This is a genomic window from Nodosilinea sp. FACHB-141 (genome assembly GCF_014696135.1).
Taxonomy (GTDB): domain Bacteria; phylum Cyanobacteriota; class Cyanobacteriia; order Phormidesmidales; family Phormidesmidaceae; genus Nodosilinea.
The window spans coordinates 50,077-76,415 of the sequence record NZ_JACJPP010000025.1 but is presented as its reverse complement, the minus strand read 5'-3'; the positions used below and the strand labels follow the sequence as shown (position 1 = coordinate 76,415).

Below are 26,339 nucleotides of genomic sequence, written 5' to 3'. Positions count from 1 at the left end.
CTAATCGCGCCGCCACTGAACCTTGGGCAGAATCTGGTTCTTGTCAACGCGGTCTTTGTACTTGACGGCGAAGTTGAGCAGGCTGTCGAGCAGTGAGTCAGACAGCAGGTGAGGCTGGAGACCCAGCTCTAGCAGGTTGGTGTTTTTGGCGTTGAAGTAATGGTCTTCAGCCTCAACCCGAGGGTTATCCATATATTGAATATCGACATCGAGACCCAGGGTGGTGCCAGCTTTTTTCACCATCATGGCCAAGTCGCCGACGCTAAACATTTCGGTGAACTGGTTGAAGACGCGGAACAGGCCAGGATCGCCGGGGTTGGCGATCGCAATTTCCACGCAACGCACGGTATCGCGAATATCGAGGAAGGCGCGGGTTTGACCGCCCTTGCCGTACACCGTCAGGGGGTGACCCACAGCGGCTTGAATACAGAAGCGGTTGAGGGCGGTGCCAAAGATGCCGTCGTAGTCGAGGCGGTTGATCAGCAACTCATCCATGCCGGTCTCTTCAGTGAGCACGCCGTAGACCACGCCCTGGTTGAGGTCGGTGGCGCGCAGACCCCACACCTTACAGGCGAAGTGGATATTGTGGGAGTCGTGCACCTTGCTGAGGTGATAGAACGAACCCGGCTGCTTGGGGTAGGGAAGGGTATCTTTGCGACCATTGTGCTCAATGGTGATGTAGCCCTCTTCGATGTCAATGTTCGGGGTGCCGTACTCGCCCATGGTGCCCAGCTTGACCAGGTGGCACTCGGGGAAGTGGTCGCGCAGCACGTAGAGCAGGTTGAGGTTGCCCAGCACGTTGTTGGCCTGGGTCAGCACCGCGTGCTCCCGGTCAATCATTGAGAAGGGTGCCGATCGCTGTTCACCGAAGTGAACTACTGCGCCGGGCTCAAACTCAAGCATTGTCTCCTCTAGGAAGGAGTAGTTGTTGATGTCACCGACGTAGAGGTCGACGTGCTTACCGGTAAGGTCTTTCCAGCGCTGTAGACGGCTTTGGATGGGGGCAATGGGGGTCAGCGTCTCGATCTGAAGCTGAGCATCCCAGTGGCGACGCACCAAGCTATCAAGAATCCCGACTTCGTAGCCACGATTGGAGAGGTATAGGGCCGTTGCCCACCCGCAATAGCCGTCGCCGCCAATTACAAGGACTTTCATATCAATGCTTCAATCTCTTTGCCGATACCAAGACAATCTACCAGGTTTGGAGGATCTGTAAACCACTGAACCAAAGATTGAGGAACCGGAAAGTTTTTTTTGAGAAGACAGTTTGAGGGTCAGCTTGAGGCCATTCCTGAGGTTTTGAGGCTTCCTCACTCAGTAGGTCTAGCTGAGCTACAACTGCCCCACAATCTGAAGATACTAAGTTAAGCTAACTGTTAGTTAAACTAACTATTACTCGAGAGCTCATTTGCTTGTGGTTACCCAAGCTCCTACCTCAGCTCAGTGCGCGGCAAACATAATGACGGCAGTGCCGGCGGTGACGCGGTTTTTGCGGGCGGGCATTCGTCGCCACGGCAAGCCCCAGCTATCTCTATCGCAGCTGCGGGTGCTGTACTTTTTGCGGCGGCGATCGCAGGCCTCTTTATCAGAGGTGGCTGACTATTTAGATGTCACCCGGCCCACCATGTCGGCCATGGTGGAGCGTCTGGTGCAGCGGGGGCTTGTCAACAGAATCAGCGATCCGGTCGAGCGGCGGCGCATCATTCTCACCCTAACTGCCGAAGGCACAGCAGAAATGGAGCGGGTTTACGACGCAACGTTGCAGACGGTAGCCCACCGCCTAGAGGGTCTGTCTGAGTCGCAGCTTCAGCAGGTGAGGGCGGGACTGGAAATCTTAAGCAGCATTTTTGAGGAGCCTGAAGAGCAAGGGTAGGCGGGGAAATTTCGAGTTTTAAGTTTTGAATTTCGAATTGGAACCAACCTTCCCACTCTCCTACGCCCTACCCCGTACCATTCAATGATCTATGGCAATGATTGAAATTCAAGAACTGACCAAGCGCTTCGGCCCCAAAACAGCACCTAAAGTAGCCGTCGATGGGTTTAGCCTTACCGTAGAGCCGGGAGAAATCTTTGGCCTGCTGGGACCAAACGGGGCGGGCAAAAGCACGCTGATTAAGATGCTCACCACCCTGCTGCCTGCCAGCAGTGGACGGGCCGCGATCGCCGGGTTTGATATTGGCCGCCAGGCTGCCGGGGTGCAGCGACGGATTGGCTACGTACCCCAAGCCCTGTCGGTGGATAGCACCCTGACCGGCTACGAAAACCTGTTGATTTTGGCCAAGCTCTACGGCGTGCCTCGGCGACAGCGGCTCGATCGCATCCACGCTGCCCTGCATTATGTAGGCCTCGACACGGTGGCGAATCGCCTAGTCAACACCTACTCCGGCGGCATGATTCGGCGGCTGGAGATGGCCCAGGCTACCCTGCACCGACCCCCGGTTTTATTCCTCGATGAACCGACCGTAGGGCTTGACCCGGTGGCCCGCAAAACTATGTGGGATTTGATCTTGCAGCTGCGGCGCGACTACCAGACCACGGTGTTTCTCACCACCCACTTTATGGAAGAGGCGGATGTGCTGTGCGATCGCATTGCCATGCTATACAACGGTCAGCAGGTAGCCATGGGCACCCCAGCAGCGCTCAAAGCCACCGTGCCCCACCCTGAAGCCACTATGGATGATGTCTTCATCCACTACACCCGCAACCCCCTGACCACCACCAACGAAGGAAGCTATCGTGACACGTCAACTACACGACGCACCGCTAAACGGCTGGGCTAACCGAGAGCGAGTAACTGCCCCCATCGAAGACTTTATTGCTAAGGCCTTGGTTGCCGCCGAGCTGGAAGTGCGCAAGTTGCGTCACGACCCCATTCAGCTATTTACCCGAGCGGTGCAGCCGGTGCTGTGGCTGACCATCTTTGGCCAGGTGTTTACTCAAGTGCGCGGCATCCCCACCGGCAACCTCAGCTACATCGACTTTATGACGCCGGGCATTCTCGCCCAGAGCGTTCTGTTTATGTCGATCTTCACCGGGCTGCTGGTGATTTGGGAAAAAGACCTCGGCATTTTGCACAAGTTGATGGTCAGTCCCGCGCCGAAGTCGGCGCTGGTGCTGGGTAAGGCGATCGGGGCCGGGGTGCGGTGCCTATCGCAGCTGCTAATCATCTATATTGTGGCGGCACTCATGGGTGTAGCCATCAATTGGAACCCGCTGGCGGTGCTGGGCGTAGCCCTGGTGGTAATGCTGGGCGCGGCGCTGTTCTCGACTTTTTCGCTAATTGTGGCCTGCTGGGCGCAGACCCACGAGCGCGTGATGGGTGTGGGGCAGCTGATGATGATGCCGCTGTTCTTTGCCAGCAACGCAATTTATCCGATATCGATCATGCCCGCCTGGCTGCAGGTGGTTTCGCGACTCAACCCCTTGACCTATATGGTCGATGCTTTGCGCAACCTGATGCTGGTGGAACCGGCGGGCAGCTATAGCCTGGGGCTGAGCGTCTCAATTTTGGTATGTGTAGCTGCGGTGCTGATCGCCTTTTGTGGTCGTCTGTATCCTCGCCTCGTGCGATAGCCTTCAGGATTTAGCCCCGACAATCCTAAGCCTTCACGAGTTCATCCGTTGCAGTGTCAAGGGGCTCAAGGCAGTCTGGGGAATCATTTTGAGGCTTGTTGACCACGGTTGAAACCGGGTAGCGCTCCATTGCTCCATCGTCGTAGGGGCGCAGCATCTCCTGGAGCGCTTGGGGCTGGTAGTAGTCAGGGTCGAGCCAAGCACCATAGTCTTCAGGGGCCAAAATCACCGGCATGCGGTTGTGGATTGGCTCCATCAGCTCGTTGGCTGCGGTGGTGAGAATGGTGCAGGTTTGCAGTTCGCTACCGCTGGTCGGGTCGCTCCAGTGTTCCCATAAACCGGCAAAGGCAAAGGGCGCATGCTCTTTCAAAAATATGTAGTGGGGCTGCTTGGTTTTGCGGCCAGAAATTGTCTCCCACTCATAAAACCCATCGGCCAAGATCAGGCAGCGACGGCGCTTGAAAGCAGCGCGAAAAGATGGCTTTTCAGCCACAGTTTCGGCGCGGGCGTTGATCATTCGGCTGCCAATGGCGGAATCTTTGGCCCAGCTAGGGATCAGTCCCCATTGCAGAAAGTCGAAATGGGGTTCTGGTTCTTCGGCGGTAGCTATCACCGTAGTTAAGGGCTGGGTGGGGGCAATGTTGTAACGCGGCATCACAGGGGGAGTGGACCGCAGCAAAAAGTTGTCAGCTAGGTCATCACCGGTTTTGTTGAGACTGAACCGTCCACACATTGCCCTCGCCTTCCTGCTTGAACGCTGTCTCTATGGTAGCAATTGGGTAGGGCAGCCCTGGTCTGCTGTTGGATGGATGGTGTGTGGCGTAGGGCGGAACACCGCAGGGAGGCAGACGGGCTAGGGAGCGCTAGCGGATTAATTTCTGCTCAACCGATGTAAATGGTAGAAAAGGCTTTCGACTTGAACCTTTCCAACGAGGGAGGGTGCTCTTGAGTTCTCACGGAATCATGAAGATTACGAGTGATGACACACTACCAAATTTCTGATTAGGAGATACATCTGATGACTGATATGACAACCATGTCAACCAAGCTTGCTGACCTAAAGCTTTTTCAGAATGTCTTGATTGACATCGAGCAAAAGCTGATGGCGGCCACCGATGATCACACCATTCGTGAGCGTCTCGAAGGGATGCTAAAAAGCGATCGCGCCAACCTTAGCAACATTGACGAGGCCATAACTAAACTAGGTTCCGCAGCAGAGCCGCGCGATATCACCCAAAAGCATGCCGAGGCTGTCACCAAAATGACGGATGGCTCAGAACTATCTCTATACGACAAGTTTTTTCAGCTTGAATTGCTGAAGCACCAGCAGACGATGAACGGTTTGGTGCTGCACAAAGTGGGTCAAACCTTGAGCGATGACCTTCAAGATGCCATGGAGCCGCTCAACAAAGTTAACTTTGAAAATCGGGCCCACCAAGAGGTTCTCAAAGGCGTTCTTTACTTTGTTGGCACCCGTGAAATAGCCGGTCAAGAGCCTGACATGGGTCTGTGGGCCAGCGTCGAGCAGGGTATTGCGGCTCTCAAAGGGGCGATCGGCAGCGCTGTTAGCTAATCTTTCAAAGTTATAAATGTGGCAATAGTGGATGCGATCGCTCAATCCATTGACGTTATAGCAGCGTCTCTATGACCGTCCTGGAAGCAGTATCGCAACATTCTTTAAGCAGGTGGGCCTAAGTTATTGGCCCACCTGTTTTTGCGTGATAGAAGCTACATCTGCAAACGTAGCAGCAGCAGCTGGGTAGCGCGATCGCCCTCAAAATTGTTGTCGCTGACCATCAGCAGGCTCTGGCTACCGTCGGGCAGGCGTGGGCCTAGGGTCATACCTTCTAGGTTATCCACCGCCAGGGGAGTTTCGGCAAAATCGAGCACCAGCTGCTTGCGAATGGGCGAACTGCCCGATACATCCCCGCTTAGGCTGGGTATGGTCGACGTATCGGTGGCGCCGCCAGTGGCCAGTTGGTACAGCTTCACCTGCAGCCCGCGCAGGCCCGCAGCCCGCTCTAAGGCAAGAAAGTGCCCAGCTGGGTCGATTGACAGCAAATCGGTAAGGCCATTCACCACCGCGCCAGAGGGTTCTAAATCGAGCGGATAACGATGCTCAGCGATCAGGGTATTTTGGTCGTCGCCAATCAAGTAATGCAGAAAGCGGCTATTGAGGGGCTGACTGGGGTCGTTGTTGTAGTCTTGCACCAAAGCTGACTCAGTAGCGGCGAAAAGACGAAAGGGCTCAGTCATACCGGCCCCACTGGGCGACCCGGTGACGGTGAGGGCCTCTAAGCTGAGGTTGTTTTGCACTCCCTGGCTGGGGCTGTCGGGGTCATCTGGCAGGTATCGCTTGGGCAGTAGTAGGGTAGCGATCGCCTGGCCCGTCTCGCGGTCAAACTCGGCGATGAAGGGTGGCACGCTCTGCTGCACATCCCCCTCGCTGGCAATGAACAGTGTGTCGCGGGGCGATAGGGCAATGCCTTCGGGGTCGAGGCTGCCTTGAGGATAGGAGTTGCCCTCAGCATCGAGCAGGGGGGTAAAGGCTTCGAGGGAGACGGTGTCAAACTTGGGCGGGCCGCTGCGCTTTAGGGTAATGGCGAAGGTATAAAAGCGGGCGGGGCCAAACCGACCCCGGTCATCGGAGAGAACATAGAGCCGATCGCGGGGGCGATCGTAGGCCAGGGCCGACAGCCCACCCACCGTGGTGCCTTCAAACTCCTGGGGCGGCAGGGTATATACATCTAGCAGTTCAACGGTGAGAGGCAAAAACAGCCGGTCTTCAGCCTTAATCTGGGGTATGGCACAGCTGGTTAGCGCCAGCACTAAGAGGAGGGCGATCGCTCCCCGCAGCCCAATTCGTCGTAGCATCTGGACCATCCACTCTGCCATCGATACCCCCTCACCCATTGCTCAGCACCCTCTAGGATACTGTGTTCACTGAGCTACGGTTTTGCCAGCTCGTGGACGGCAGAGTTTAGCTAATTACCAGGTAAATTTCAGCCCCTGCTCGATCAAAAACTGTTGCAAAGCAGGCATTTGCCCGGTCACCACTACCTGGGCTGGGGTCAGGTCGCTGGGCTTAGCGTAGCGCAGCAGCCAACCAGCCGTCGCCCCCGCCGCTCCGCCAATGCTCCACTCGCCGTAGTGCACCCGCGTCACGCCGTTGACGATGTGGCTAGCAGCCACACTCTTACCGCCAATCAGCACGTTGTCGACGCCCTGGGGTACCAGTGCCTCTAGGGGAACTTGCAGCGGTCGCACCACAAATTCTTTAATGCTGGCCCCGGCTGCCTCATAGGAAGGTCGCCAGGATCGGTAGCGGCAGCCGTGGATATCAATATCGTAGTGGGCTAGAGCCACGGCAGTGGCTCTAAAATCGCGCCCCCCAGTCATGTCTTCTCGCAAGTCGGCCTCTACCGCCATAAAGCTGTCTTGACCGTAGGCAGGGCGGCCCAAAATGCGGCGGCCCTCGCGAATATAGGGCACTATGCTAAGGCCAGACTGAGTGCCCAAGGGTGAATCACCCCCCCGCAGAAACGTCAGCGACAGCTTGTTAGTGCTCTCATTTTCGAGCAGCCACTCGGCAAACTGGAGCGCGTGAACTTCACCGTAGTTAAGTGATTCGGTCGAGAGTCCGCCGAGCCAGTCTTGGCGCTGCCCCGACAGGCGAATATCCTCTTCGGTAAATACCAAAGGCGGGTCCATAAAGTGCCAGTCGTTGCCCTTATTCCAGTTAATTAAAGTAATTTCGCCGGGCTGAGTGCGATTGACGTTTGAGTCTCCCGCCCGCTGGCTGACAATGCGACGATAGTTAAACACACTGCCAAAGTCGAAGAATGGAAACCCTTCCAGACTAAATTCTTTGCGGTGATCGGCTTTAGATAGAGCAGGCTCTAGTTTTTGCAGCTCCTTGAGGCTCTCATTTCTGTCGTCGAGGGTAGCCAACACAAAGGGATAGGTGTAAGCCTGGGTACAGTCGGGATTATCCTGCGGCGGCGCGTTGACTTCGCCGGTAAAGCCCTGGCCATCCGAGCCCAGGCGGTGGGGCAGGTTAGCCCAGCCCACCAGCTCGCCAGTATCCGTCGCGTCGATCACGATCATGGAGCGGTTCGGCGGCGGCTGTAGGCGAATGGGAATTTTGTTGTAGGCCTCATCATCTGACCAGGCGTACCACCGCTCTAGCTCCTGGGAGAGCCGCCCCGTCGGCACATAGCCCGGATCGAGAGGAACGCGCCGCACTCCATATACCGCCGTCACGTAGCGACCAGAGGCATCAAAGGCGGCACCTTTAAAGGCGGTAGAGGTGGCCCAACGGCTCTCGGGGGCATTTTGAGCGGCATCTCGCATCCACATTTCTGCCGCTGTAGCTCCGGCCCGGGGAGTGAAGCACAATTCACCCACCCAGCAGCTATTGGTTCGCTCTACCGGTAGCTGAGCAGGCAGTCCTGTCCAGGGAGGTAGGTATACGGGCTGCCGCTTAATCAGGTCCTTAAACGCTTCCCAACTGGGGGAAAAGTTGCGTCGCCACCGCATGGCCCGCGACTCGTCGATCGCCGATACTCCCTGGGAGCTGATCTGCCCTCCTAGCCACGGAGTTAGCTCAATCAGGCAGGTAGTGACGCCGGTTTTCATCGCCTGGGATGCAGCGGCAACTCCGCCGAGGGTGCCGCCAATCACGACAACCTCGCAGGTCCAAACCTCTTCGGCCAGTGGTAGCGGGTTGAGGGTAGGCCGCCCGTTGGCAGTTTGAATTTGGCGAATGCCGGTGGCAACTTCAGCTCGGTTAACAATCTGCCCCACTGGCCGCTGGCTAAATTCGAGAGGCTGACGCCAGTATTCGCTGGCACCACGAAAAGCAACCAGCAACAGGGTGCTGCTGATCAGGGCCATCATCATCAACCGAGGTCTGCGGGATCGCCGCCGCTTGCGCTTGGGATGGAGCTTTGATGACACTGAACGATGGCGAGGGCGCTCTAGCATGGACAAGGGCGGCATACCTAGGGCATTGGTCGTCTGTGAGTGTAGCAACGAAACTGAGAAACGACGCAACCAAAACTTCAGCTTGCCAAGCCTTAAACCCGTAAGATCTACAGAGTGTTTGACGGTGAGACACCCTCAGCGCCTGAAGGCCGACTATATGTAGACTCTTTTAGTTCTCGAAGCAACACCAAAATTTAGGCCATAATGAGCACGATCTCGTGCCTTTGGGCAAATTTGTCTCTATTAATCTTTCACAATCTATGCAATTTCACCTTCGGCTACAGCGCGACCTGCTGCTTCCTTTGGCATTGACTACCTTGGCGCTGACTTCGCTGCCAGCTAAGGCGCAGACAACTGTTTATTCTCCTATTTCGCTACCGGCATCTCGAGAAGTTAACGATGCTCTGAGCAATAGCGACATCCCTACCGGTACCGGTGGGTTTGCCCGCGACTATACGGTCAATCTAGAGGCGGGAGACCAAGTGGCGGTCGATGTCACCTCTGAAGAGTTTGACACCCTAGTCATTTTGATGAACAAAGACGGTGTCACCGTGGGCGAAAACGATGACGGCCCGGACGGCACCACTAATTCTTTACTGTTCGCCCGCATTGGTGAGTCAGGCACCTACACGGTTCGGGTAAGTGCCTACGCTGGACAAGGTGCCGGTAATTTTTACCTCAAGGTGGCCCGCCTGCGAGAGGTTCAGTAGAGAAGGGCAGGATTTTTTCCCAATAGCCTTGTCAGGGGTGACATCAGCTTGCTATCTTAATTGAGCGCTGAATTTTGCGCCCCTAGCCGGGATAGCTCAGTTGGTAGAGCAGAGGACTGAAAATCCTCGTGTCGGCGGTTCAAGCCCGCCTCCTGGCATTCAACTAAATCAAGCGAAAAGCCCTGAATCTAAGCCATTCGGGGCTTTTGCTTTGGAGCTTTTGATTTTCGCGTTGTCCATTTTTGGACATCTTTAGGCGAGTTCGGGGGACGGATTGGGGGAAAATTGGGGGAATTTTTTGGGGAATATCCGGACGATAGCCACAGTCCCCGAAAAGGGGAGTAGTACGAATGCTCTTTATTCCCCGATGCTGCCATGTATTCGGTAACCCTAAGAAGCAAAGCCAAAAAAGGCTCAGTCCAGTTCAAAAACACTAAAGGACGGCTGCAAATCGTCTTTTCTTACCCCGTCGAAGTAGATGGAGAGGTACAGCGTAAGCGGTTCTACATCTCCACAGGGTTTGAAGACACGCCCCTAAACCGCCAGCGAGTAGGCGATACAGTCAGGGCAATTCAGCGAGATATTGACTATGGGGAAGTGGATCTCAGCCTACAGAAGTACCAGACCGTTGGATCTCTCTCCACGGTTTCCCCCATTTCCCCCAATCCACCCGTAGCCCCTGAGATGGGGCTGGATGAGATTTGGGAGAAGTACGCCCAATTCAAGAAACCCCAGATCAGCCCCAGCACCTACGCCAAGGACTTTACCAAACAGAAAAATCACATTAGCCGTTTCCCCAGCCGATCTCTAGACGAGGCTATTCTGATTCGTGACTACCTGCTAGCCCATCTGACACCCGATGCAGCCAAGCGTTGCCTGACCCAGCTTAAAGCCTGCTGTAGCTGGGCAGAGGAGGAAGGCTTGATTGAGGGCAATCCCTTTCTGACAATGAAAATTAAGGCTCCCAAGGGGCTGTCTGAAGATGAGGACGTGAATCCTTTTACCAAAGAGGAGCGAGACAGGATCATTGCGGGGTTTGAGGCCGATCGCTACTACAGCCACTACGCCTCCTACGTGCGCTTCCTCTTTGCCACTGGAGCCCGTCCTTCCGAAGTCATTGCTCTCCAATGGAAGTACGTTACTCCATCGGTTATCAAGTTCAGGCAGTCGGTGGTGGTCTCCGAAGATGGCTTGACCCTAAAGGAGGGGCTCAAGACTCAGCGGAAGCGAGACTTTCCGATTACTCCAGAGGTCAAGGCCATTCTCGACGCCATCAGGCCGGAGAAGGGCGAGAGCGATGCCTTTTTATTCCCTAGTCCCAAGGGGAAGTTCATCGACCAGCACAACTTTTCTACCCGTGCTTGGCGAGCCGTCCTTAAAGCCTGTGATATTCCTTATCGCAAGAGTTATCAGTGCCGCCACACCTTCATCAGCCTGTGCGTAGAAGCCCACATCAACAGTACGGCAATTGGTCGCTGGACAGGAACTAGTGCCAAGATGATTGACAAGCACTATGGAGCAACTAACTTTACAAATCTAAGACCCCCTGATTTGTCGTAAACATGACCTTGAGGGTCGACCATTGCAATACACAAAATTTGTCCAGGAATTCTCAGAACACAACTACCTCTCTTAACTCCTAGTTTGCTTTTTGCGGGTCTGATGGCTTAGTAAGCCCTCCTGGTAAAGCTCGATCGCCCGCAAGTGAGCATTTGGGTTACCTCGATTGTGCAGCCAGTCTTGAATCAACGCCAAGTTGTAGCGCACACAGCGACTGTTGATTCTCACCCAGTGAATGCCCTCAATCCAGTCGCCCTGAAGGCGATACTTTTTCAGAGTTGAGTCACTAAGGTTGAGACATTCAGAGGCTTTTCGTTTACTGACAAAAAGAAGCATGGCACCCAACTCCTGGGTTAACAACAGGGACAAAGTCCAAAGCAGAGTTGGTAGAGCGTTGTAGTGCAACCTATGGTGTTATTCCAGGTTGCACCGTCCTGATGTTGCCATTTTAGGGGGGTCAGCAATGCATTAGCTGATATTATGCTGATTAATTTGCGATACTTAATATTGTCTCAGCATTGCTAATTCTGGCATGGAAATTAACCTCTATCGTTTAACAGTAGCGATAGAGGTGGAATAGAAATGTAGAATCAGTATCCAGCCACTAACCCGGATTAGCTTGACGTTAATTGTTGAGGATGTCTCCGAGGTCGCCTAGCTCATCGCCATCCATTGCTACCCCCTGCTCAATATCCATCTGTGCTGGTGCAGGGGATTTGGGCGAGGTCACCCCTCCTCCCCTCACTGCTACCACCAACTCCTCTAAGATTGTTTCCAAGCGAGCGGTGCTGCTCAACGGAGTTGGAGCAACGCTATAAGATATGACGGGATTGGCAATGTGGTAGCGATCGCACAGGTCGTCAATCTGCTTGGCTAAGCGCTCTACACAGTGCCGCGCCATGTCTTGAATCTCTGAAACTGATAGCTCGCTGTGGAACTCTTCCGCTAGGGGGCGATAGAACGCCATCATGGCATCCATCCCCTGCTGTCGGCCCTGGCGACCAGTGAAATGCGGATTGTTCAACAGGTAATTCAGCACCACCGCCGTCGCTGCCGGAAACTGAGCATTGTAGATGAACTTGACCCGCTCCGGATGCGGGTGACCGTTTTGGCTCATACCCCCACCCGCAGTCGATTGACATCGCCAAGCAGCGCCTGGAACAGGCCAAAGCCATCGGTCATCCGCATCGGCAGCGAGGGTAGTTCCACCGCTTCCGGTAGCTGATCCTTGACCAGTTGGGACAACGCCTCCTGGTGTTCCCAGGCGAACGACAAACGCAGTGCAAACCCGCGCTCCTCAAAGAACTGCCGCAACGGTTCCCGCATCAGGTAAGCGGCCCCGCCTGCTAACACCACATCCCCCTTTTCCGTCGCCAAGCTCGGCAGCAGGTAATCGGTGAAGTGGGATTCCAAGCTGGCCAGATAAGCCGCTTCTACCTGATCGATCGCCGCCGAGAAATCGACCGAGATTCCCTTGGCCACCGAATATTGCTGGGCCTGCCTCGTCTCAAGCGCTCTTAGCAACACGTCGTATTCCGTCACCGACACCCCCGCCGCATTGGCGGCTTTCTCGAACGAATCCCAGAAGCCCGGAAACTTGGAGGTCGATTTGGCCGTGTTTAAGGTGCCGGTCTCGAAGGCGAGTTGGGTGCCGTTACGGTGGCCCAGCATCTCAATCCAGGTGGTGCGCTGGGCGATAGATATCCCTGCCTGCTGAAGCTGAGCTTTGCGCTGGACGTAGATACCATAGCCCTCAGGCCGGAAGCTGAGCGTTAGATTGACTCGGTACTCCACCTCGTCTTGGAACCGAAAGCCTTGCCCCAGAGCCATCAATCGAGATGAGATCTGCTGACGGGTGGCCAATTCATTAATCGGCAGCAGCACCCAGACCACGGCATCAAAGCGATTGGGCAACCCCTCGGTTTTAGCGATCGCCCCCAGTGCCCCCACAATTCGTTCGGGAGCCTTCAGGCTTTTGTCCTCCTTGAAGCTGTTGTAGTCCACAAATCGCTGGGCTGCTTTGCCCACAAACGTCAACACCTCACTATTGCGGTACCAGGCACAATCTTGCGGACGGCCCCCAGAGCTAATCGATTCGACCCCAGCAGCTTCGCGTTGAGCCACTTCCGCCTCCATCCAAAGGGCATGGGTCTGGCCGTGGAGCAGCTTGTAGAAGAACTTGCCGCCCGACTTACCCAAGTCGCAGGCTAATAAAAGCGTCGGAGCATGAGAATTCATAGGAACATCTCCTAATCACTGATTCATTTATCAGCATTGTCTCCGCCAAATCCGTGCAACTTTGTGAAACTTTGTGAAAAGCATTTCAAAAGTGCCGAAGCAACGTGACCTTTCGAGACCTATGCTATAAATGCTGATTAATTGGAATATAATTTGGTGTATCAGGATGCTGCGCCCCTATCGGGGGCTTCGCGGAGAGGCCACACAGTACGCCAAGGTTTTGGCAAAAACCGGGCAACGGCCCTCCCCTCAGGGTTTCTACCGTTTTTGAAGACGCTGCCGCTTTCGCTCCAGGGTGGTGTCGTGTTTTTAACCTGTGCTCTCCATGCTTTCCACAAGCAACCTCTCTGCTGCCCAGGCGGAGACCTATTACACCCATGAGGACTATTACTCTGCCGAGGAAGCGGCTCACCCGACGAAGTGGATGGGCAAAGGGGCTGCGTCGTTGGGGTTGGCTGGGGTCGTCAATCAGCAAGAGTTCAGCCAGATGCTTTCCGGGCAGGCTCCTGGTGGGCGATCGCTAACAGGCAAGGTGGTTGACCCAGAAAAGCGGCGAGCCGCGACCGACTTTACTTTCAGTGCGCCAAAGAGCGTCAGCATTGCGGCGTTAGTGCAGCAAGATGAGCGGGTGTTGGAAGCCCATCATCAGGCGGTGGCCAAGGCGCTGTCGGTGTTGGAAGAGCGCTATGCCCAGACCAGAATTTCAACCGAGGCTGGGAGGACGAAGGTAACGACAGGCAATGTCGCGGCAGCGGTGTTTACCCATTCCACCAGTCGGGAGGCGGAGCCGCAGCTCCACAGCCATTGTGTAGTGATGAATGCGACGCAGTTGGACGATGGCCGGTGGTTTAGTTTGAGCAATGAGGCGGCCATCGCCAATCAAAAACTCCTGGGCCAGATCTACCAGAACGAGTTGGCCGTCGCGTTGAAGCAGCAGGGATACCAGATTGAGCCGAAGGCCCACGGGCAGTTTGAATTGGCGGGATATTCGCCAGAGTTGTTAAAGGCGTTCTCGACCCGGCGGCAGCAGATTCTGAAGCTGATCGAGGAATGGGAGGCGACGGGGTCTGAAAACAACCGGGCAATGCGGGAAACGGCGACCCTGGTATCGCGGAAGCGGAAACCCAAGGAGGTGGACGAGGGGCTATTGCAGCGAGGGTGGAATGCGCTGATTCAGTTGAAGGGGCTAGAAATGCCGGAGTTGCCCGAAGGCGTCGCCCCCTTAGCTAAATCATCTTCATCGGCCACATCGATCATTGACGCAGCTATTCAGCACTGTGGGGAACGGGAGTCGGTGTTTCGGAGGACGGCGCTGGAGCGCTTTGTCTTTGAGCATGAATTGGGGGTGCAGGGGTTTGAGTCGATCCAGCAAGGCATTGCCGAAAGTCCTGAACTCATCCGAGTCGCCGACGGCAAGTTAACTACCCAAACCGCCCTCAATCTGGAACTCAACACCATTCGTCTGATGCAGCAAGGGCGAGGACAGGTGGGCGCAATTGTCCCCAACGGCATCCAGTTGGACAGTCTGGTAAGCCATTCCCTGAACTCCGAGCAGCAAAACGCTGTGGAAATGGCGGCAACTACACCGGATGCGGTGATGGCGTGGCAAGGGGTAGCCGGAGCGGGCAAGACCTATGCTCTAAGCGTTTTGAAGGATCTGGCTCAAGCGCAAGGTTACGTAATCCGAGGCTTTGCCCCCAGTGCTGAAGCGGCCCATGTCTTGGGGGAATCGCTAGGGATTGAAACTATCACTGTGGCTGGGCTGCTGGTGTCGCAGCCATTAGATAAACCGCCTCAGCCGACGGTCTGGATTGTGGACGAGGCGGGGCTGTTAAGCATGAAGGATACCCATGCCCTTTTGCGGCGGGCAGCACTGGAGCAGGCCAGGGTGTTGCTGATAGGCGATACCCGGCAACTTTCGGCAGTAGAAGCGGGCAATCCCTTCAAAAGTTTGCAGGCGGGTGGAATGACTACCGCTTACCTGGAGACCCATCGGCGACAGCAGAATGGGGTGCTGCGATCGGCTGTGGAGTTGGTGGCTCAGGGACAGGTTTCTGAGGGGATTGAGCTGCTGGCGCAGGCCAGGTGTGTGAAGGAAGGATCTCAAACTCAGGAACGGATTCAGCAGGTAGCAATAGACTATTTGGCACTAACGGCAGCAGAGCGAGAGTCCACGCTGGTGCTAGCGGGAACTAATGCGGAGCGGTTGGCTCTAACCCAGACGATGCGATCGGGGTTACAGGATGAGGGGGTTTTGGGCGCAGATAGCTTCGTAATGCAGAGCTTGCGACGGAAAGATTTGACTACGGCCCAGGCCAGCTACCTGAAAGCCTATGCCGTGGGCGATGTGTTGGTGCCGATTCAGGATTACCGGAAACAGGGGTTGATTAGATGCGAGCAGTACCGAGTGATCGCGGTGAATTCCGAGGCTCAGCAGGTGGTGTTGGAGACTCCGAGTGGGTCAGTACTGTCGGTCAATCCGGCAGCGTGCCCTCGTAAGACAATGTACACGACGCAATCGATCCCGGTGGCGGTGGGCGATCGCCTCAGGTGGACACGCAATAACTCCAAAGCCGAAATCCGCAATGGGCAGGGGTTTGTGGTGACGGGGCTAGAAGCAGATGGGAAGGCGACGGTTCGGGATGGGGAAGGCAAAACCTCAACTATTGATCTCAGCGGAAATCAGTATGTGGACTACGCCTGGGTAAGCACCACCTACAGCAGCCAGGGCAAGACAGCTGAGCGGGTGCTAGCGCTGCTTGGAGAGACCACCCATCGAGAAGCCTTTTATGTCGCGATTTCTAGAGCCAAGAGGGCAGTGAAGTTGTACACCACCAGCCAGACCGATTTGGTGCGACTAGCCCAGGTATCGCGAGCCAAGGAGAACGTCAGTGACTACGTGCCATTAACTCAACAGGTAATGACCTATGGACAGCATGAGCAACGGGAAGAACGGAAGCCAGAACCCATCGTCAGCTTTGACGCTAGAGCAATGGGAGAGCGCATTGGAAACCGTTTTGCAGAGCAGCTTAGAGCCGCTGCGAGCCGAGATCTGCGTGAATACACAACGGGTGCTGCACCTCGAAGACCACGTCCAGGCCTTGGGCGAGGATTTGGCGATGTGGCCCCAGCACTGGAACCAGAGCTTGGGGCTCTTGGTCGCGCAATTGCAGCTTATCGTGAGCGACGAGACCTCCTCCGATGCACAGGCGACCTTGCAGGAGCAGTTGAGGCAGTTAATTGCGGCTTTGAGCAGTTGGAACGGGCAGCTCAAGACCGAACTGGCCTTGCAGCAGCAGTTGATCGCGTCGCTAGAGCGGTTGGAAAACCTATTAGACGAGAGCAGCAAAAGCTAGGTGCCCCTAATCCAAAGGTGGTAAACACGAGGGAGCAGCTTCTGGCGCTTTGGGAGACATACTCAGCGGGTTTGCCGTCAGCGAGTTTGGAGTTGCGGGTGGCGCAGCGGGCGTTGCGGGATAGGTGCTCGGCTAAGGAGGTAGGGCTGATGCTGGTGGCGGGGAGTGAGACGGTGAGGTTGATCTATGAAAAGCAAGGGAGAAAAGAGGCGATCGCCTTCGCCCAGCACATAGTTGCCATTGCTAGCCTGCATCACACTGTATCTAAAGTTGAAAATCACTACAGCCATGGGCTGGAAATGGGTGACTGAGGCAGCTACAGAGTCTTTAAGTGAACAGATCAGACCTTGTTGGACAGTTGGGACACGTCAAACGTATAGAAGGGTCAGATTGAGGGTTTCAATCAGCAGCATGCCCCTCGGTGGTTGAGTTCCTGACATACTTCTACCACCGAGGAGCATGCTTTTAGTTCTGCTGGCATCCCTCATCTAAGCAGGCCTAGGCTCTTTAAGGCATACATGACCGCTGCTGTACGAGTATGCACATCAAACTTTTGATAAACGTGCTCTAGATGCTTTTTCACTGTCCCGATACTGAGGCCCAAAGTTTTTGCAATTTCTGCATCACTTTTGTCTTGAGTAACCCAAAACAAAACCTCCGCTTCACGCTTGGTCAGACCAACTAACTCCAATGACGCAGCTGATAGAGGAACTAGCGCTTCCTCTTCAAGCAAGAGTAAATATTGCTCTTCTGGCTCATTAACAATTAGCCGAACAACCAACTGCCATCCCTCTCGTTCCACAATGAGAGGACGGCAAGAGGTTGATAAATTCCTACCCTCAGTGATGAGAGTGATTTGATGGTTGAACCAACGCTGCAAATTATCTGGGAGAGATTGGCTTTGCAGAGATATTGACTGAAAGTATTGCACCAAAAGCTTCCAGGCCCGTTGACTCATATGACGAACTTGACCGTTCGCTGCGACAGAAATTGTCCCTAACTGGTCGATTACATGGTTGAGCTGAGCTAGGGATTGCTGCGACTGGGTCAGGATTTGAGCGTTTTGAAAGGCTTGAGCGATGTGAGGACGCAGTAGGTTGAGGACAGTGCGATCGCGCTCGGTGAAATTTCGCTGAGGCCGATGTAACGCAAGCACAATAGCTTCTCCCTGGTTTTTCACTCTTGAATTACCAGAATCAGGAGGAGCGGTTGGAAGGATAGTGACCATCTGGTCTTCCGCTCCGACAGGTTGCAGGTACTGATGATAGAGACCCTCCAAACGATGAAGCTCATCTTGAGTCATGAAGTCTGAAATAGTATGTGTTTTGCTATCTCGCGTCTGGAAATAATACTGAGCAAAAGGATGTTCAATAAAGTGCTGATTTGCCACCCCAATCTGCTTATCTAGAGTGCCAGGGTGTGAATTCCAACTCTTAACAAGAGTGCCAGTCTGGAAGTCGGTCAAGGACAACCCTGTAAGTTCGGACGCGACTACTTTAGGCAGTGCCGAAAAAATCTGTTCAGGCAAGGTCTCTGCAGTACAAGGAATTAAAATTTCTTGCAGAAATTGAAGAATACTCCGAACGTCTTCATTGCTTAGAAGTGCCATATCGCGGAGATGGAATCAGGGTTAGCCATAGTCTACAAACTGCAATTCCCTATGCCAGATTTTTATTACAGTTTCTTCACAAATGCCTTAGTCGAACGACGTATTGAAAAACAGTTTTACTTATGGCATCAAAGAGACATCCTAATTTTTCTTAGGAGAAGTCATGCCAGACAGCCCCCGCGGCTATGACAGCAAACCGTCTGCTGAAGCCGATCAGAGCTATTTTTCCCCACCCCCTGCAATTTCGCTACCTAAGGGGGGCGGAGCCATTAAAGGAATGGGCGAGAAATTCGCCGCTAATCCGGTAACAGGTACGGGCTCAATGTCTGTGCCAATTACTACCAGCTCTGGTCGCTCGGGGGTTGGTCCACAGCTCTCGCTGGCCTATGACTCTGGAGCTGGTAATGGCATTTTTGGATTGGGTTGGAATCTGTCATTGCCCTCAATTACCCGTAAGACTGATAAGGGGTTGCCGCGATATCGGGATAAGGAGGAATCCGATGTATTTATCCTTTCAGGAGCAGAGGATTTAGTCCCGATTTCGAGTAAAGACAACCCTGATGAGCCAAACATCCATGGGTATTGTGTTCAAAAATACCGCCCTAGAATTGAAGGGCTATTTGCCCGCATCGAGCGCTGGACAAAGTTAGATTCGGGTGAAGCTCATTGGCGATCGATTACCAAAGACAACATTACAACGTTATATGGACAGACGACTGAGAGCCGGGTTGCTAACCCCAATCAGCCGAATCATGTTTTTAGCTGGCTGATTTGTGAGAGCTATGACGACAAGGGCAATGCAATCCGGTATGAGTATGAGCGGGAGAATTCGGATGGGATCAACACTGCTCAAGCTCATGAGCGCAATCGTACATCCAAAAGTCGATCGGCAAATCGCTATCTCAAGCGCATCCATTACGGTAACCAAACGCCCCGAAAGCCCAATGAAGACTTGAGACAGAGAAAGGATTGGCTGTTTGAAACAGTATTAGACTACGGGGAGCATGAACAGGCGAACCCCCAGCCGAGCGCTGCAGGAGCGTGGACTGTTCGCAATGATCCCTTTTCCTCCTACCGGGCTGGGTTTGAGGTTCGCACCTACCGCTTGTGTCAGCGAGTGCTGATGTTCCACCATATCCCCAACCAGGAAGGGGTTGAGGGATATGACGGATTAGTGCGATCGACTGACTTCACCTATTCCTACGAGCAAGACCCCACAGACGTTCGTAATCCGATCTACTCGTTATTAAAATCGGTAACACAGACGGGCTACAACCGAAATTCTGAAGGTGGCTACACTCAGAAATCCTTACCACCATTGAAGTTTACTTACAGTGAAGCGCAGATTGATGAGACGGTGCATGAGGTAGATTCTGCGAGTTTAGAGAATTTGCCGCAGGGATTAGACGGGACACGTTATCAGTGGGTGGATATGGATGGCGAGGGCTTGTCGGGCATTTTGACGGAACAGGGAGAGGGTTGGTTTTACAAGCGTAATCTCAGCCCGATTAATGTTGTTTCTAGAAAACCTAAGCAGATTGAAGCGAAGTTTGCTCCGGTTGAATTGGTTGAGAGTAAACCTGCGATCGCACTTGCCAACGGTGCCCAGTTTCTCGATTTGGCAGGGGATGGTCAGCTTGATGTGGTGGCGCTTCGCAGTTCAACCCCTGGCTTCTACGAGCGGAAGCAGGAGGCAGGATGGGAATCATTCGTCGCGTTTCGATCGCTGCCTGTACTGGATTGGGATGACCCAAACCTGAAGTTCATTGACCTGGACGGAGACGGACATAGCGATATTTTGATCACGGAGGATAATTGCTTTGTCTGGCACTCATCTCTGGCAGAGGACGGATTTAGTGCAGCGGAGCGAGTCAGTCAGCCCTGGGACGAGGAGAAAGGTCCGCGAGTAGTGTTCGCCGATGGGACGCAATCCATTTACCTGGCGGATATGTCGGGAGATGGTTTAACTGATATTGTCCGCATTCGCAATGGTGAGGTGTGCTACTGGTCGAATTTGGGCTACGGGCGGTTTGGGGCGAAAGTGACGATGGACAATGCCCCATGGTTTGATGCGCCCGATATTTTTGATCAGCGGCGGATTCGAGTAGCCGATATTGATGGCTCTGGCACGACGGATATTTTGTATCTGAGCAGTGAGGGAGTCCAGGTTTATTTCAATCAGTCGGGGAACAGTTGGTCAGCGAAGCGAGTTTTGCGGAACTTTCCACCGATCGACAGTGTGGCATCTGTCACGACGGTGGATCTGCTCGGGAATGGAACCGCTTGTTTGGTGTGGTCTTCGCCGTTGCCCAACCATACCCATCGAGCCATGCGATACATTGACCTGCTGGGCGGGCAAAAGCCACATTTGCTGCTGAAAACAGTGAATAATCTGGGTGCCGAAACCGTTGTGCAGTATGCCCCTTCTACCAAGTTCTACTTGCAGGACAGGTTGGCAGGTAAACCCTGGATTACAAAGCTGCCGTTTCCAGTGCATGTTGTGGAGCGGGTGGAAACCTGCGATCGCATTAGCGGCAATCGGTTTGTGAGCCGCTATGCCTACCATCATGGCTATTTTGATGGGGTTGAGCGAGAGTTTCGCGGCTTCGGTTTTGTTGAGCAGTGGGATACGGAGGAGTATGGGGTGTTCCAGCAGGACAGCACTAATGCCCTTGAAGAAGCTCTGCACGTTCCGCCTGTACTGACAAAAACCTGGTTTCACACGGGAGCCTATTTTGAAGGGAAGAAGATTTCCCAGCAGTTTGAGCATGAGTATTATCGAGAACCGAACGCATCAGGTGAGGCATTTCAAGCGTCTCTCCTGCCGGATACGATTTTGCCCACTGGGTTAACGGCAGAGGCAGAACGAGAGGCAGCGCGATCGCTCAAAGGTAGCGTTCTGCGACAGGAAGTCTATGCCTTGGATCGCTCTGAAAAACGTAAGCATCCGTATAGCGTTACTGAAAGTAATTATGCGATTCGGCAGCTACAACCTCGACAGGGCAATCAACACGCCGTTTTCTTCATCCATCCATTAGAAAGTATTGCTTACCATTACGAACGCAATCCTGATGATCCGCGAATCGCCCAGCAGATGACGCTAGAGGTGGATGGGTTTGGTAATGTGCTGAAGAGTGTGGCGATCGCCTATCCTCGCCGTAAACCTGCCTTTCCAGAGCAGGGCAAAACTCTAATTACCTATACAGAAAATCGAGTTACGAACAAACCGGATCAAACAGACTGGTATCGGATTGGCGTACCGATCGAGACTCGTACCTATGAATTAACGGGTTATGACAAGACTGGTAGTCGGTTTCAACTCTCTGACTTTGTGCAACCAGATCTGGTTAATCCAGGCAAATTGGTTCTTATCTCCAATAGTGAAGTCAATTACGAAGATCAACCCACTAATGGCAAGCAGCGCCGTGTGATTGAGTGGGTGCAATCCCGCTATCGTCCAAACAGTCAAGCAAATACCCTCGATCCAACTTGTCTAGCTCTAGGTGAGGTTGAGTCGCTGGCACTGCCCTGTGAAAGTTTCAAACTAGCATTTACTCCCGGTCTGCTGACCCAGATTTATGGCAGCAAGATCAGTACAGATGATTTGAATGCTCTGTTGCTAGCAGAAGGTAGGTATACACAAGAGGATGGAAATTGGTGGATTTCCTCTGGACGGCAGGCGTTTGATCCAGACCATTTCTATGCAGTGACTCGGTTAAAAGACCCATTTGAACACGTGTTTCAAATGGAGTATGACCCCTATACTCTGCTGATGCAGCGAACGGAAGACCCGCTGGGGAATGTGATTCGAGTAGAAAATGACTACCGAGTGTTGCAGCCCAAACAATTAATTGACCCCAATGGTAATCGCGCTCAGGTGGCTTTTGATGCCCTGGGCATGGTGGCGGGAACTGCTGTGATGGGGAAGGAGCCTACTCCGGGGGAACGAGAGCAGGGGGATTCGTTAGCAAACTTTCAGGCGGATTTATCGCAGGAGCAGATCGATCGCTTCCTTGCCAATCCGCTTGGTGAGGCAGGCAATCTGTTAGGCACTGCAACGACTCGCATTATTTACGATTTGGAGCGGTATAAAGCATCTAAAACATCAGATTCTCAACAGCCTACATTTGCAGCGACGTTGGCGCGAGAAACCCATGTCAGTGATTTGAAAGCGGGCGAGCAGTCAAAGGTGCAGGTCAGTTTCTTGTACTCAGATGGGTTTGGGCGGGAGATTCAGACCGTAATTCAGGCAGAGCCAGGGTTAGCCCCAGTACGAGATACAAATGGAATATTGAAGTGTAGTCAAAACCTTCAGCAGACAAATCCTCGTTGGGTGGGTACAGGACGCACAATTTTCAACAATAAGGGAAAGCCTGTTAAACAATATGAGCCGTTCTTTAGCCCAACTCACCTCTATGAAGATGAGGAAGATTTGGTCGAGTGCGGTGTTACGCCCATCCTTCACTACGACCCGCTCGATCGCGTCATTCGCACCGATTTACCCGATGGCACTTTTTCAAAGGTTGAGTTTGACGCGTGGCATCAGGAAACCTGGGATGAGAATGACACAGTAGACGATAGCCAATGGCTTCGCGATCGCCAATCCCCTGCTTTTGACGGTGACGAACCAGCGAAAAAGGCTGAACGTCGTGCTGCCAGACTTACCCAGGCTCATGCAAAAACGTTCAGTGTTGCTCATTTAGACACGTTAGGACGTACATTCCTGACGATCGCAGATAACGGCACAGCCGGGAAATATCCGACTCATGTAACGTTGGATATTGAAGGGAATCAGCGACTGGTGACCGATGCTCGCAATAACCGAGTATTAGAGCAGGAGTTTGATCTGCTGGGGCATGTGATTCGATCGCGCAGTATGGATGCGGGCGATCGCTGGATGCTGAATAATGTGGCGGGTAAACCGATTCGCGGTTGGGATAGTCGAGAACATGAAATTTCTCATGAATACGATGCGCTGCAACGTCCGACCCATTTATTTGTGAAGCAGGGCACGACTGACAAGGTGCTGGCGGAGCGGATTGTTTATGGCGAATCGCATCCCCAGGCACAGCAACGGAATCTGCGCGGCAAGGTATTCCAGCACTATGACGGGGCTGGCGTTGTTAGCAGTTGGAAGTTTGATTTCAAAGGAAATTTGCTCAGAAGCAGCCGACAGCTTGCGGTTGAATACACCAAACGGGTGGACTGGTTAGTTCTGGCGCGAGAAACCGATCCACAGAAGCTGGCAGCAGCAGCAAAACCGCTTTTAGAACAGAAAGTTTTTGATGCCAGCACTGCTTATGATGCGTTGAATCGTCCGGTTCGTTCAACGAGTCCAGATCACTCGGTGATGCGTCCGGTGTATAACGAGGCGAATCTGCTAGAGCAGGTCTACGTTCGCTTGCGGGGTGCAGAACAAGAAACGCTGTTTGTGCAAAATATCAACTACAACGCTAAGGGACAGCGAGAGTTAATTGAGTATGGCAATGGGGTGAAGACGGCATACAGTTACGATCGCCTCACCTTTCGGTTAACTCGGCTCTTCACCACTCGTGTTGATAATGGCGCAACCGTTCGCCTTCAAGATCTTAATTACACTTACGATCCAGTGGGCAACATTACCGAAATTCTAGATAACGCTCAGCAGGATATTTTCTTTGAGGGGGCGAAGGTTTCTCCCGTGAATCGCTATGAGTACGACGCGATTTATCGACTGATCAAAGCATCGGGACGAGAACACATTGGGCAAGCGGTTGATCCCTCCAGGGAGTATAAGCTGGAGCGTAAACCGGGCTATGACTACAACGATTTCACCCGCAGCAGTTTAATGCACCCAAATGATGCTCAAGCGATGCGAGATTACATCGAGGAATATCAGTACGATTCAGTTGGAAACATTCTGCGCCTATCTCATCAAATACCGAATACAGCAGCAGGAACAGGGTGGAGTCGTGATTACACTTACGAAGAAAAAAGTAATCGCCTGCTCAATACGACTGTACCCGGCCTACCTAACGCAAATTTGTCACGAGTCACCTACGATTACGACGCTCATGGCAACATGATCCAGATGCCTCATTTAAGCAAATTAGTCTGGAATTTCAAAGACCAGTTGCAACAAACTGATTTAGGTGGCGGCGGAACAGTTCATTACGTTTATGATGCCAGTGGTCAACGAGTGCGAAAAATACATCAACATAATGGCAACACGGCGGAAGAACGTATTTATTTAGGTGGATTCGAGATTTATCAGAAGCGTATTAGCAGCAAACCGGAACTAGAGCGAAAAACGCTGCACATCATGGATGATCAGCGACGCATCGCGCTGGTAGAAACAAAGACATTTGAAATAAAAGAGAATGGCACAGGTGGAGAAGTTGCTTCACCGAAATCTGTGATTCGCTATCAACTGGATAATCATCTCGGCTCTGCCAGCTTAGAACTCGATGAGACTGGAGCCGTCGTTTCCTACGAGGAATATTATTCGTATGGCAGCACATCCTATCAAGCAGGACGCAGTGTAGCAGAAGTAAGTTTGAAGCGATATCGCTACATCGGAAAAGAGCGTGATGAGGAAACAGGGCTTAATTATCACGAAGCGAGATATTATGCGTCTTGGCTAGGAAGGTGGGTAAGTTGCGATCCAATTGGTATTACTGATGGGGTTAATTACTATGGATTTGTGAGGAATAATCCTATTCGCCTACATGATCCAACAGGGACTCAAAGTGTTGACCCAGATGGGGTTCAAAGGACACCTGGTACGAGTGGTCATACAATATTTCGCACTAAAGAAGGCACCATACTTCTTCCTGAACCTGAAACAACTTTAAGTAATGATCCTGCTTTTAAAGCTGTAGCGGAAGAAGTTTTAACAGGAATGAAGTCTAATAACTATGAAACTTTTAGATACCGCTTGAATCAGCGAATTCGGGAAATATTAGTTAATAACCCTGACCATCCATTAACAAAGCTGTTTGAAGATAGAGGTGGAACGTTGTTTTGGAAAAAAGGTACAGCTTATGCTGGTCAAGCGTTAGAGTATGCTCACATAATTGCTAAGCAATCTATTAAAAATCTAGGAGCGTCAGAAGCTGCTGCTGTTTCCCTAGAAAACTTAAATCCAGTAGGGGGCGCTTTTCATCGAAATGTAAAAGAAGTTTTGGGGAAATTGGGATTTAAGTGGGGTGCATATGGACATCCAGAAGAGGTTGCAACAAAATACATGACGCTTGCATCAGAAGAAGCAAAGGCAGGCACAAAGGCAATGGCTGACGAATTAGCAACAGTAGTCAGGCTTAGAAGGGCAAAAGCTGGACAACGTGGGTTTGTAACAGTTGGAGGGATGGTTTTTGCACTAGTTGTTATTGGTACAACAGTCTATGCAGTTAGCCAAGCACAGGATAAAAAAGGAGCAATTCAACGTACGATTGCCGACTTCGTAATTGGTGGAATTATTTTCAAATTAGCTGGAGGTGGTGTTGTAGGTGTAATTGCTTCTGGTGTTATAGGAATGTGTAGCGATGACCAAGAAATGAATCGAAAATGTGCTGAAGAAGAGGCAAAAGCAGATGCCATAAGGGGATTTATGCTCAAGCATACGCCTAGTGCAGTTCAAAAGCACTGGTATGGGGACGATTTTGACCCAACTGTATATAAAGAAGTTGAAGAGTTGCTATTTAACACTCAACCAACAGTCCTCAAACCTTAATATAGCAATCTTAAATAGGTTGTGAGAGGTGGGGCGAGCGTAGACAGCCCCACCTCTCACAACCTATCTCACAAGTGATTTAGGATTGCTATATCTAGTGTTCGCAAGCTAAGCGCGATTAATCAGAAGCTAAACATCATTAATGCTTATGCGAAAAATCTCAACAGCATCAACTTCAAGTTAGATGTACTAATTACATTGAGAGAACCTGTTGTTCCTCTCAGCTTTAGCGCTCGGGGCACCCTTACTCATAACATACAAACCAATCTCAGCAGATTAAACTTCACCATTCCTCAAAATGAAATGAATGAGCAAGTCTTTGGAGTGGGTATACGCGATGCACTGCTGCAACTCCAGACCCAACATCAGCTTTCTCCTACCGGCATTTTTGATGATGACATCAAGATTGTGATTGAACGGGCGATCGCTGACCTCACTATTTCCACACAAAAATATCTCCCTTATGGAAAGACAGTTGTGTGAAAAGTTAGCTTCTCTTGGAACTTAAAATTCTTATTCAAGAAGTCTGTCGAGTTTTTTAAGAGCACTAACTAAATTTCTACATTAAATAAAACGATTAATTGCCTGAGTCCTTC

At 52.5% G+C, this 26,339-nt stretch carries 17 protein-coding genes and 1 tRNA gene; 10 read left to right on the top strand and 8 right to left on the bottom strand.

The annotated features are described in order from the left end of the window. A complete protein-coding gene (locus H6F59_RS24485) occupies window positions 1-1,155 on the bottom strand; it encodes an NAD-dependent epimerase/dehydratase family protein (protein ID WP_190707136.1) in 1,155 nt (384 codons plus the stop codon). Between the two features lie 304 nt (window positions 1,156-1,459). Here H6F59_RS24485 and H6F59_RS24480 point away from each other — a divergent pair, with 304 nt between their 5' ends. The 3 genes from H6F59_RS24480 to H6F59_RS24470 all read left to right on the top strand — a co-directional run bounded on the left by H6F59_RS24480 (window position 1,460) and on the right by H6F59_RS24470 (window position 3,573). Then, the gene (locus H6F59_RS24480; RefSeq protein WP_190707131.1) at window positions 1,460-1,873 is read left to right on the top strand and encodes a MarR family winged helix-turn-helix transcriptional regulator; all 414 of its coding nucleotides are present in this window, start codon (window positions 1,460-1,462) and stop codon (window positions 1,871-1,873) included. Between the two features lie 91 nt (window positions 1,874-1,964). After that, window positions 1,965-2,780 (top strand): ABC transporter ATP-binding protein, encoded by an 816-nt coding sequence (locus H6F59_RS24475; RefSeq protein WP_190707120.1) that lies wholly within the window; start codon window positions 1,965-1,967, stop codon window positions 2,778-2,780. Next, on the top strand, window positions 2,737-3,573 hold the full coding sequence (locus H6F59_RS24470) for an ABC transporter permease (RefSeq protein WP_190707117.1): 837 nt from the start codon (window positions 2,737-2,739) through the stop codon (window positions 3,571-3,573). Before H6F59_RS24475 ends, H6F59_RS24470 begins: the two co-directional genes overlap by 44 nt. A gap of 25 nt (window positions 3,574-3,598) precedes the next feature. Here the strand turns inward: H6F59_RS24470 and H6F59_RS24465 are convergent, their stop codons facing one another. Continuing rightward, the gene (locus tag H6F59_RS24465) at window positions 3,599-4,306 is read right to left on the bottom strand and encodes an SOS response-associated peptidase (protein ID WP_190707114.1); all 708 of its coding nucleotides are present in this window, start codon (window positions 4,304-4,306) and stop codon (window positions 3,599-3,601) included. 285 nt (window positions 4,307-4,591) lie between these two features. On the opposite strand from H6F59_RS24465, the gene H6F59_RS24460 reads away from it, so the two are divergent. After that, complete coding sequence (locus H6F59_RS24460) at window positions 4,592-5,146, top strand: hemerythrin HHE cation-binding protein (protein WP_190707111.1); 555 nt, start codon at window positions 4,592-4,594, stop codon at window positions 5,144-5,146. A gap of 155 nt (window positions 5,147-5,301) precedes the next feature. Here H6F59_RS24460 and H6F59_RS24455 read toward each other — a convergent pair whose 3' ends face one another. Both H6F59_RS24455 and H6F59_RS24450 read right to left on the bottom strand, forming a co-directional pair. Then, entirely contained in the window at window positions 5,302-6,447 is a 1,146-nt protein-coding gene (locus H6F59_RS24455; RefSeq protein WP_190707108.1) for an esterase-like activity of phytase family protein, read from the bottom strand. A gap of 114 nt (window positions 6,448-6,561) precedes the next feature. Then, window positions 6,562-8,559, bottom strand: coding sequence for an FAD-dependent oxidoreductase (locus H6F59_RS24450; protein WP_242021666.1), 1,998 nt, complete (start codon window positions 8,557-8,559; stop codon window positions 6,562-6,564). Between the two features lie 260 nt (window positions 8,560-8,819). Here H6F59_RS24450 and H6F59_RS24445 point away from each other — a divergent pair, with 260 nt between their 5' ends. The 3 genes from H6F59_RS24445 (at window position 8,820) to H6F59_RS24435 (ending at window position 10,829) form a co-directional block, all read left to right on the top strand. After that, complete coding sequence (locus tag H6F59_RS24445; RefSeq protein WP_190707105.1) at window positions 8,820-9,269, top strand: PPC domain-containing protein; 450 nt, start codon at window positions 8,820-8,822, stop codon at window positions 9,267-9,269. A gap of 85 nt (window positions 9,270-9,354) precedes the next feature. Continuing rightward, a tRNA-Phe gene (locus H6F59_RS24440) sits at window positions 9,355-9,427 on the top strand. 217 nt (window positions 9,428-9,644) lie between these two features. Next, the gene (locus H6F59_RS24435) at window positions 9,645-10,829 is read left to right on the top strand and encodes a site-specific integrase (protein ID WP_190707101.1); all 1,185 of its coding nucleotides are present in this window, start codon (window positions 9,645-9,647) and stop codon (window positions 10,827-10,829) included. Between the two features lie 72 nt (window positions 10,830-10,901). Here the strand turns inward: H6F59_RS24435 and H6F59_RS24430 are convergent, their stop codons facing one another. From H6F59_RS24430 to H6F59_RS24420, 3 genes are all read right to left on the bottom strand, one after another. Then, complete coding sequence (locus tag H6F59_RS24430; RefSeq protein ID WP_190707088.1) at window positions 10,902-11,165, bottom strand: hypothetical protein; 264 nt, start codon at window positions 11,163-11,165, stop codon at window positions 10,902-10,904. A gap of 289 nt (window positions 11,166-11,454) precedes the next feature. Beyond that, window positions 11,455-11,946, bottom strand: a complete 492-nt coding sequence (locus tag H6F59_RS24425; RefSeq protein ID WP_190707085.1) for a hypothetical protein — start codon at window positions 11,944-11,946, stop codon at window positions 11,455-11,457. Continuing rightward, on the bottom strand, window positions 11,943-13,067 hold the full coding sequence (locus tag H6F59_RS24420; RefSeq protein ID WP_190707082.1) for a hypothetical protein: 1,125 nt from the start codon (window positions 13,065-13,067) through the stop codon (window positions 11,943-11,945). The genes H6F59_RS24425 and H6F59_RS24420 overlap by 4 nt, the downstream gene beginning before the upstream one ends. Window positions 13,068-13,392: 325 nt before the next feature. Between H6F59_RS24420 and mobF the strand changes: the two genes are divergently transcribed. Then, complete coding sequence (gene mobF / locus H6F59_RS24415) at window positions 13,393-16,734, top strand: MobF family relaxase (RefSeq protein ID WP_190707078.1); 3,342 nt, start codon at window positions 13,393-13,395, stop codon at window positions 16,732-16,734. A 173-nt stretch (window positions 16,735-16,907) separates the two neighbouring features. On the opposite strand, the gene H6F59_RS24410 is transcribed toward mobF, so the two are convergent. Continuing rightward, the gene (locus tag H6F59_RS24410) at window positions 16,908-18,032 is read right to left on the bottom strand and encodes a helix-turn-helix transcriptional regulator (RefSeq protein WP_199325957.1); all 1,125 of its coding nucleotides are present in this window, start codon (window positions 18,030-18,032) and stop codon (window positions 16,908-16,910) included. A 163-nt stretch (window positions 18,033-18,195) separates the two neighbouring features. Between H6F59_RS24410 and H6F59_RS24405 the strand changes: the two genes are divergently transcribed. Together H6F59_RS24405 and H6F59_RS24400 are read left to right on the top strand one after the other, a co-directional pair. Then, window positions 18,196-25,743, top strand: a complete 7,548-nt coding sequence (locus tag H6F59_RS24405; RefSeq protein WP_190707075.1) for a SpvB/TcaC N-terminal domain-containing protein — start codon at window positions 18,196-18,198, stop codon at window positions 25,741-25,743. A gap of 198 nt (window positions 25,744-25,941) precedes the next feature. After that, window positions 25,942-26,226, top strand: a complete 285-nt coding sequence (locus H6F59_RS24400) for a peptidoglycan-binding protein (RefSeq protein ID WP_190707070.1) — start codon at window positions 25,942-25,944, stop codon at window positions 26,224-26,226. The last annotated feature ends 113 nt before the right edge of the window (window positions 26,227-26,339 follow it).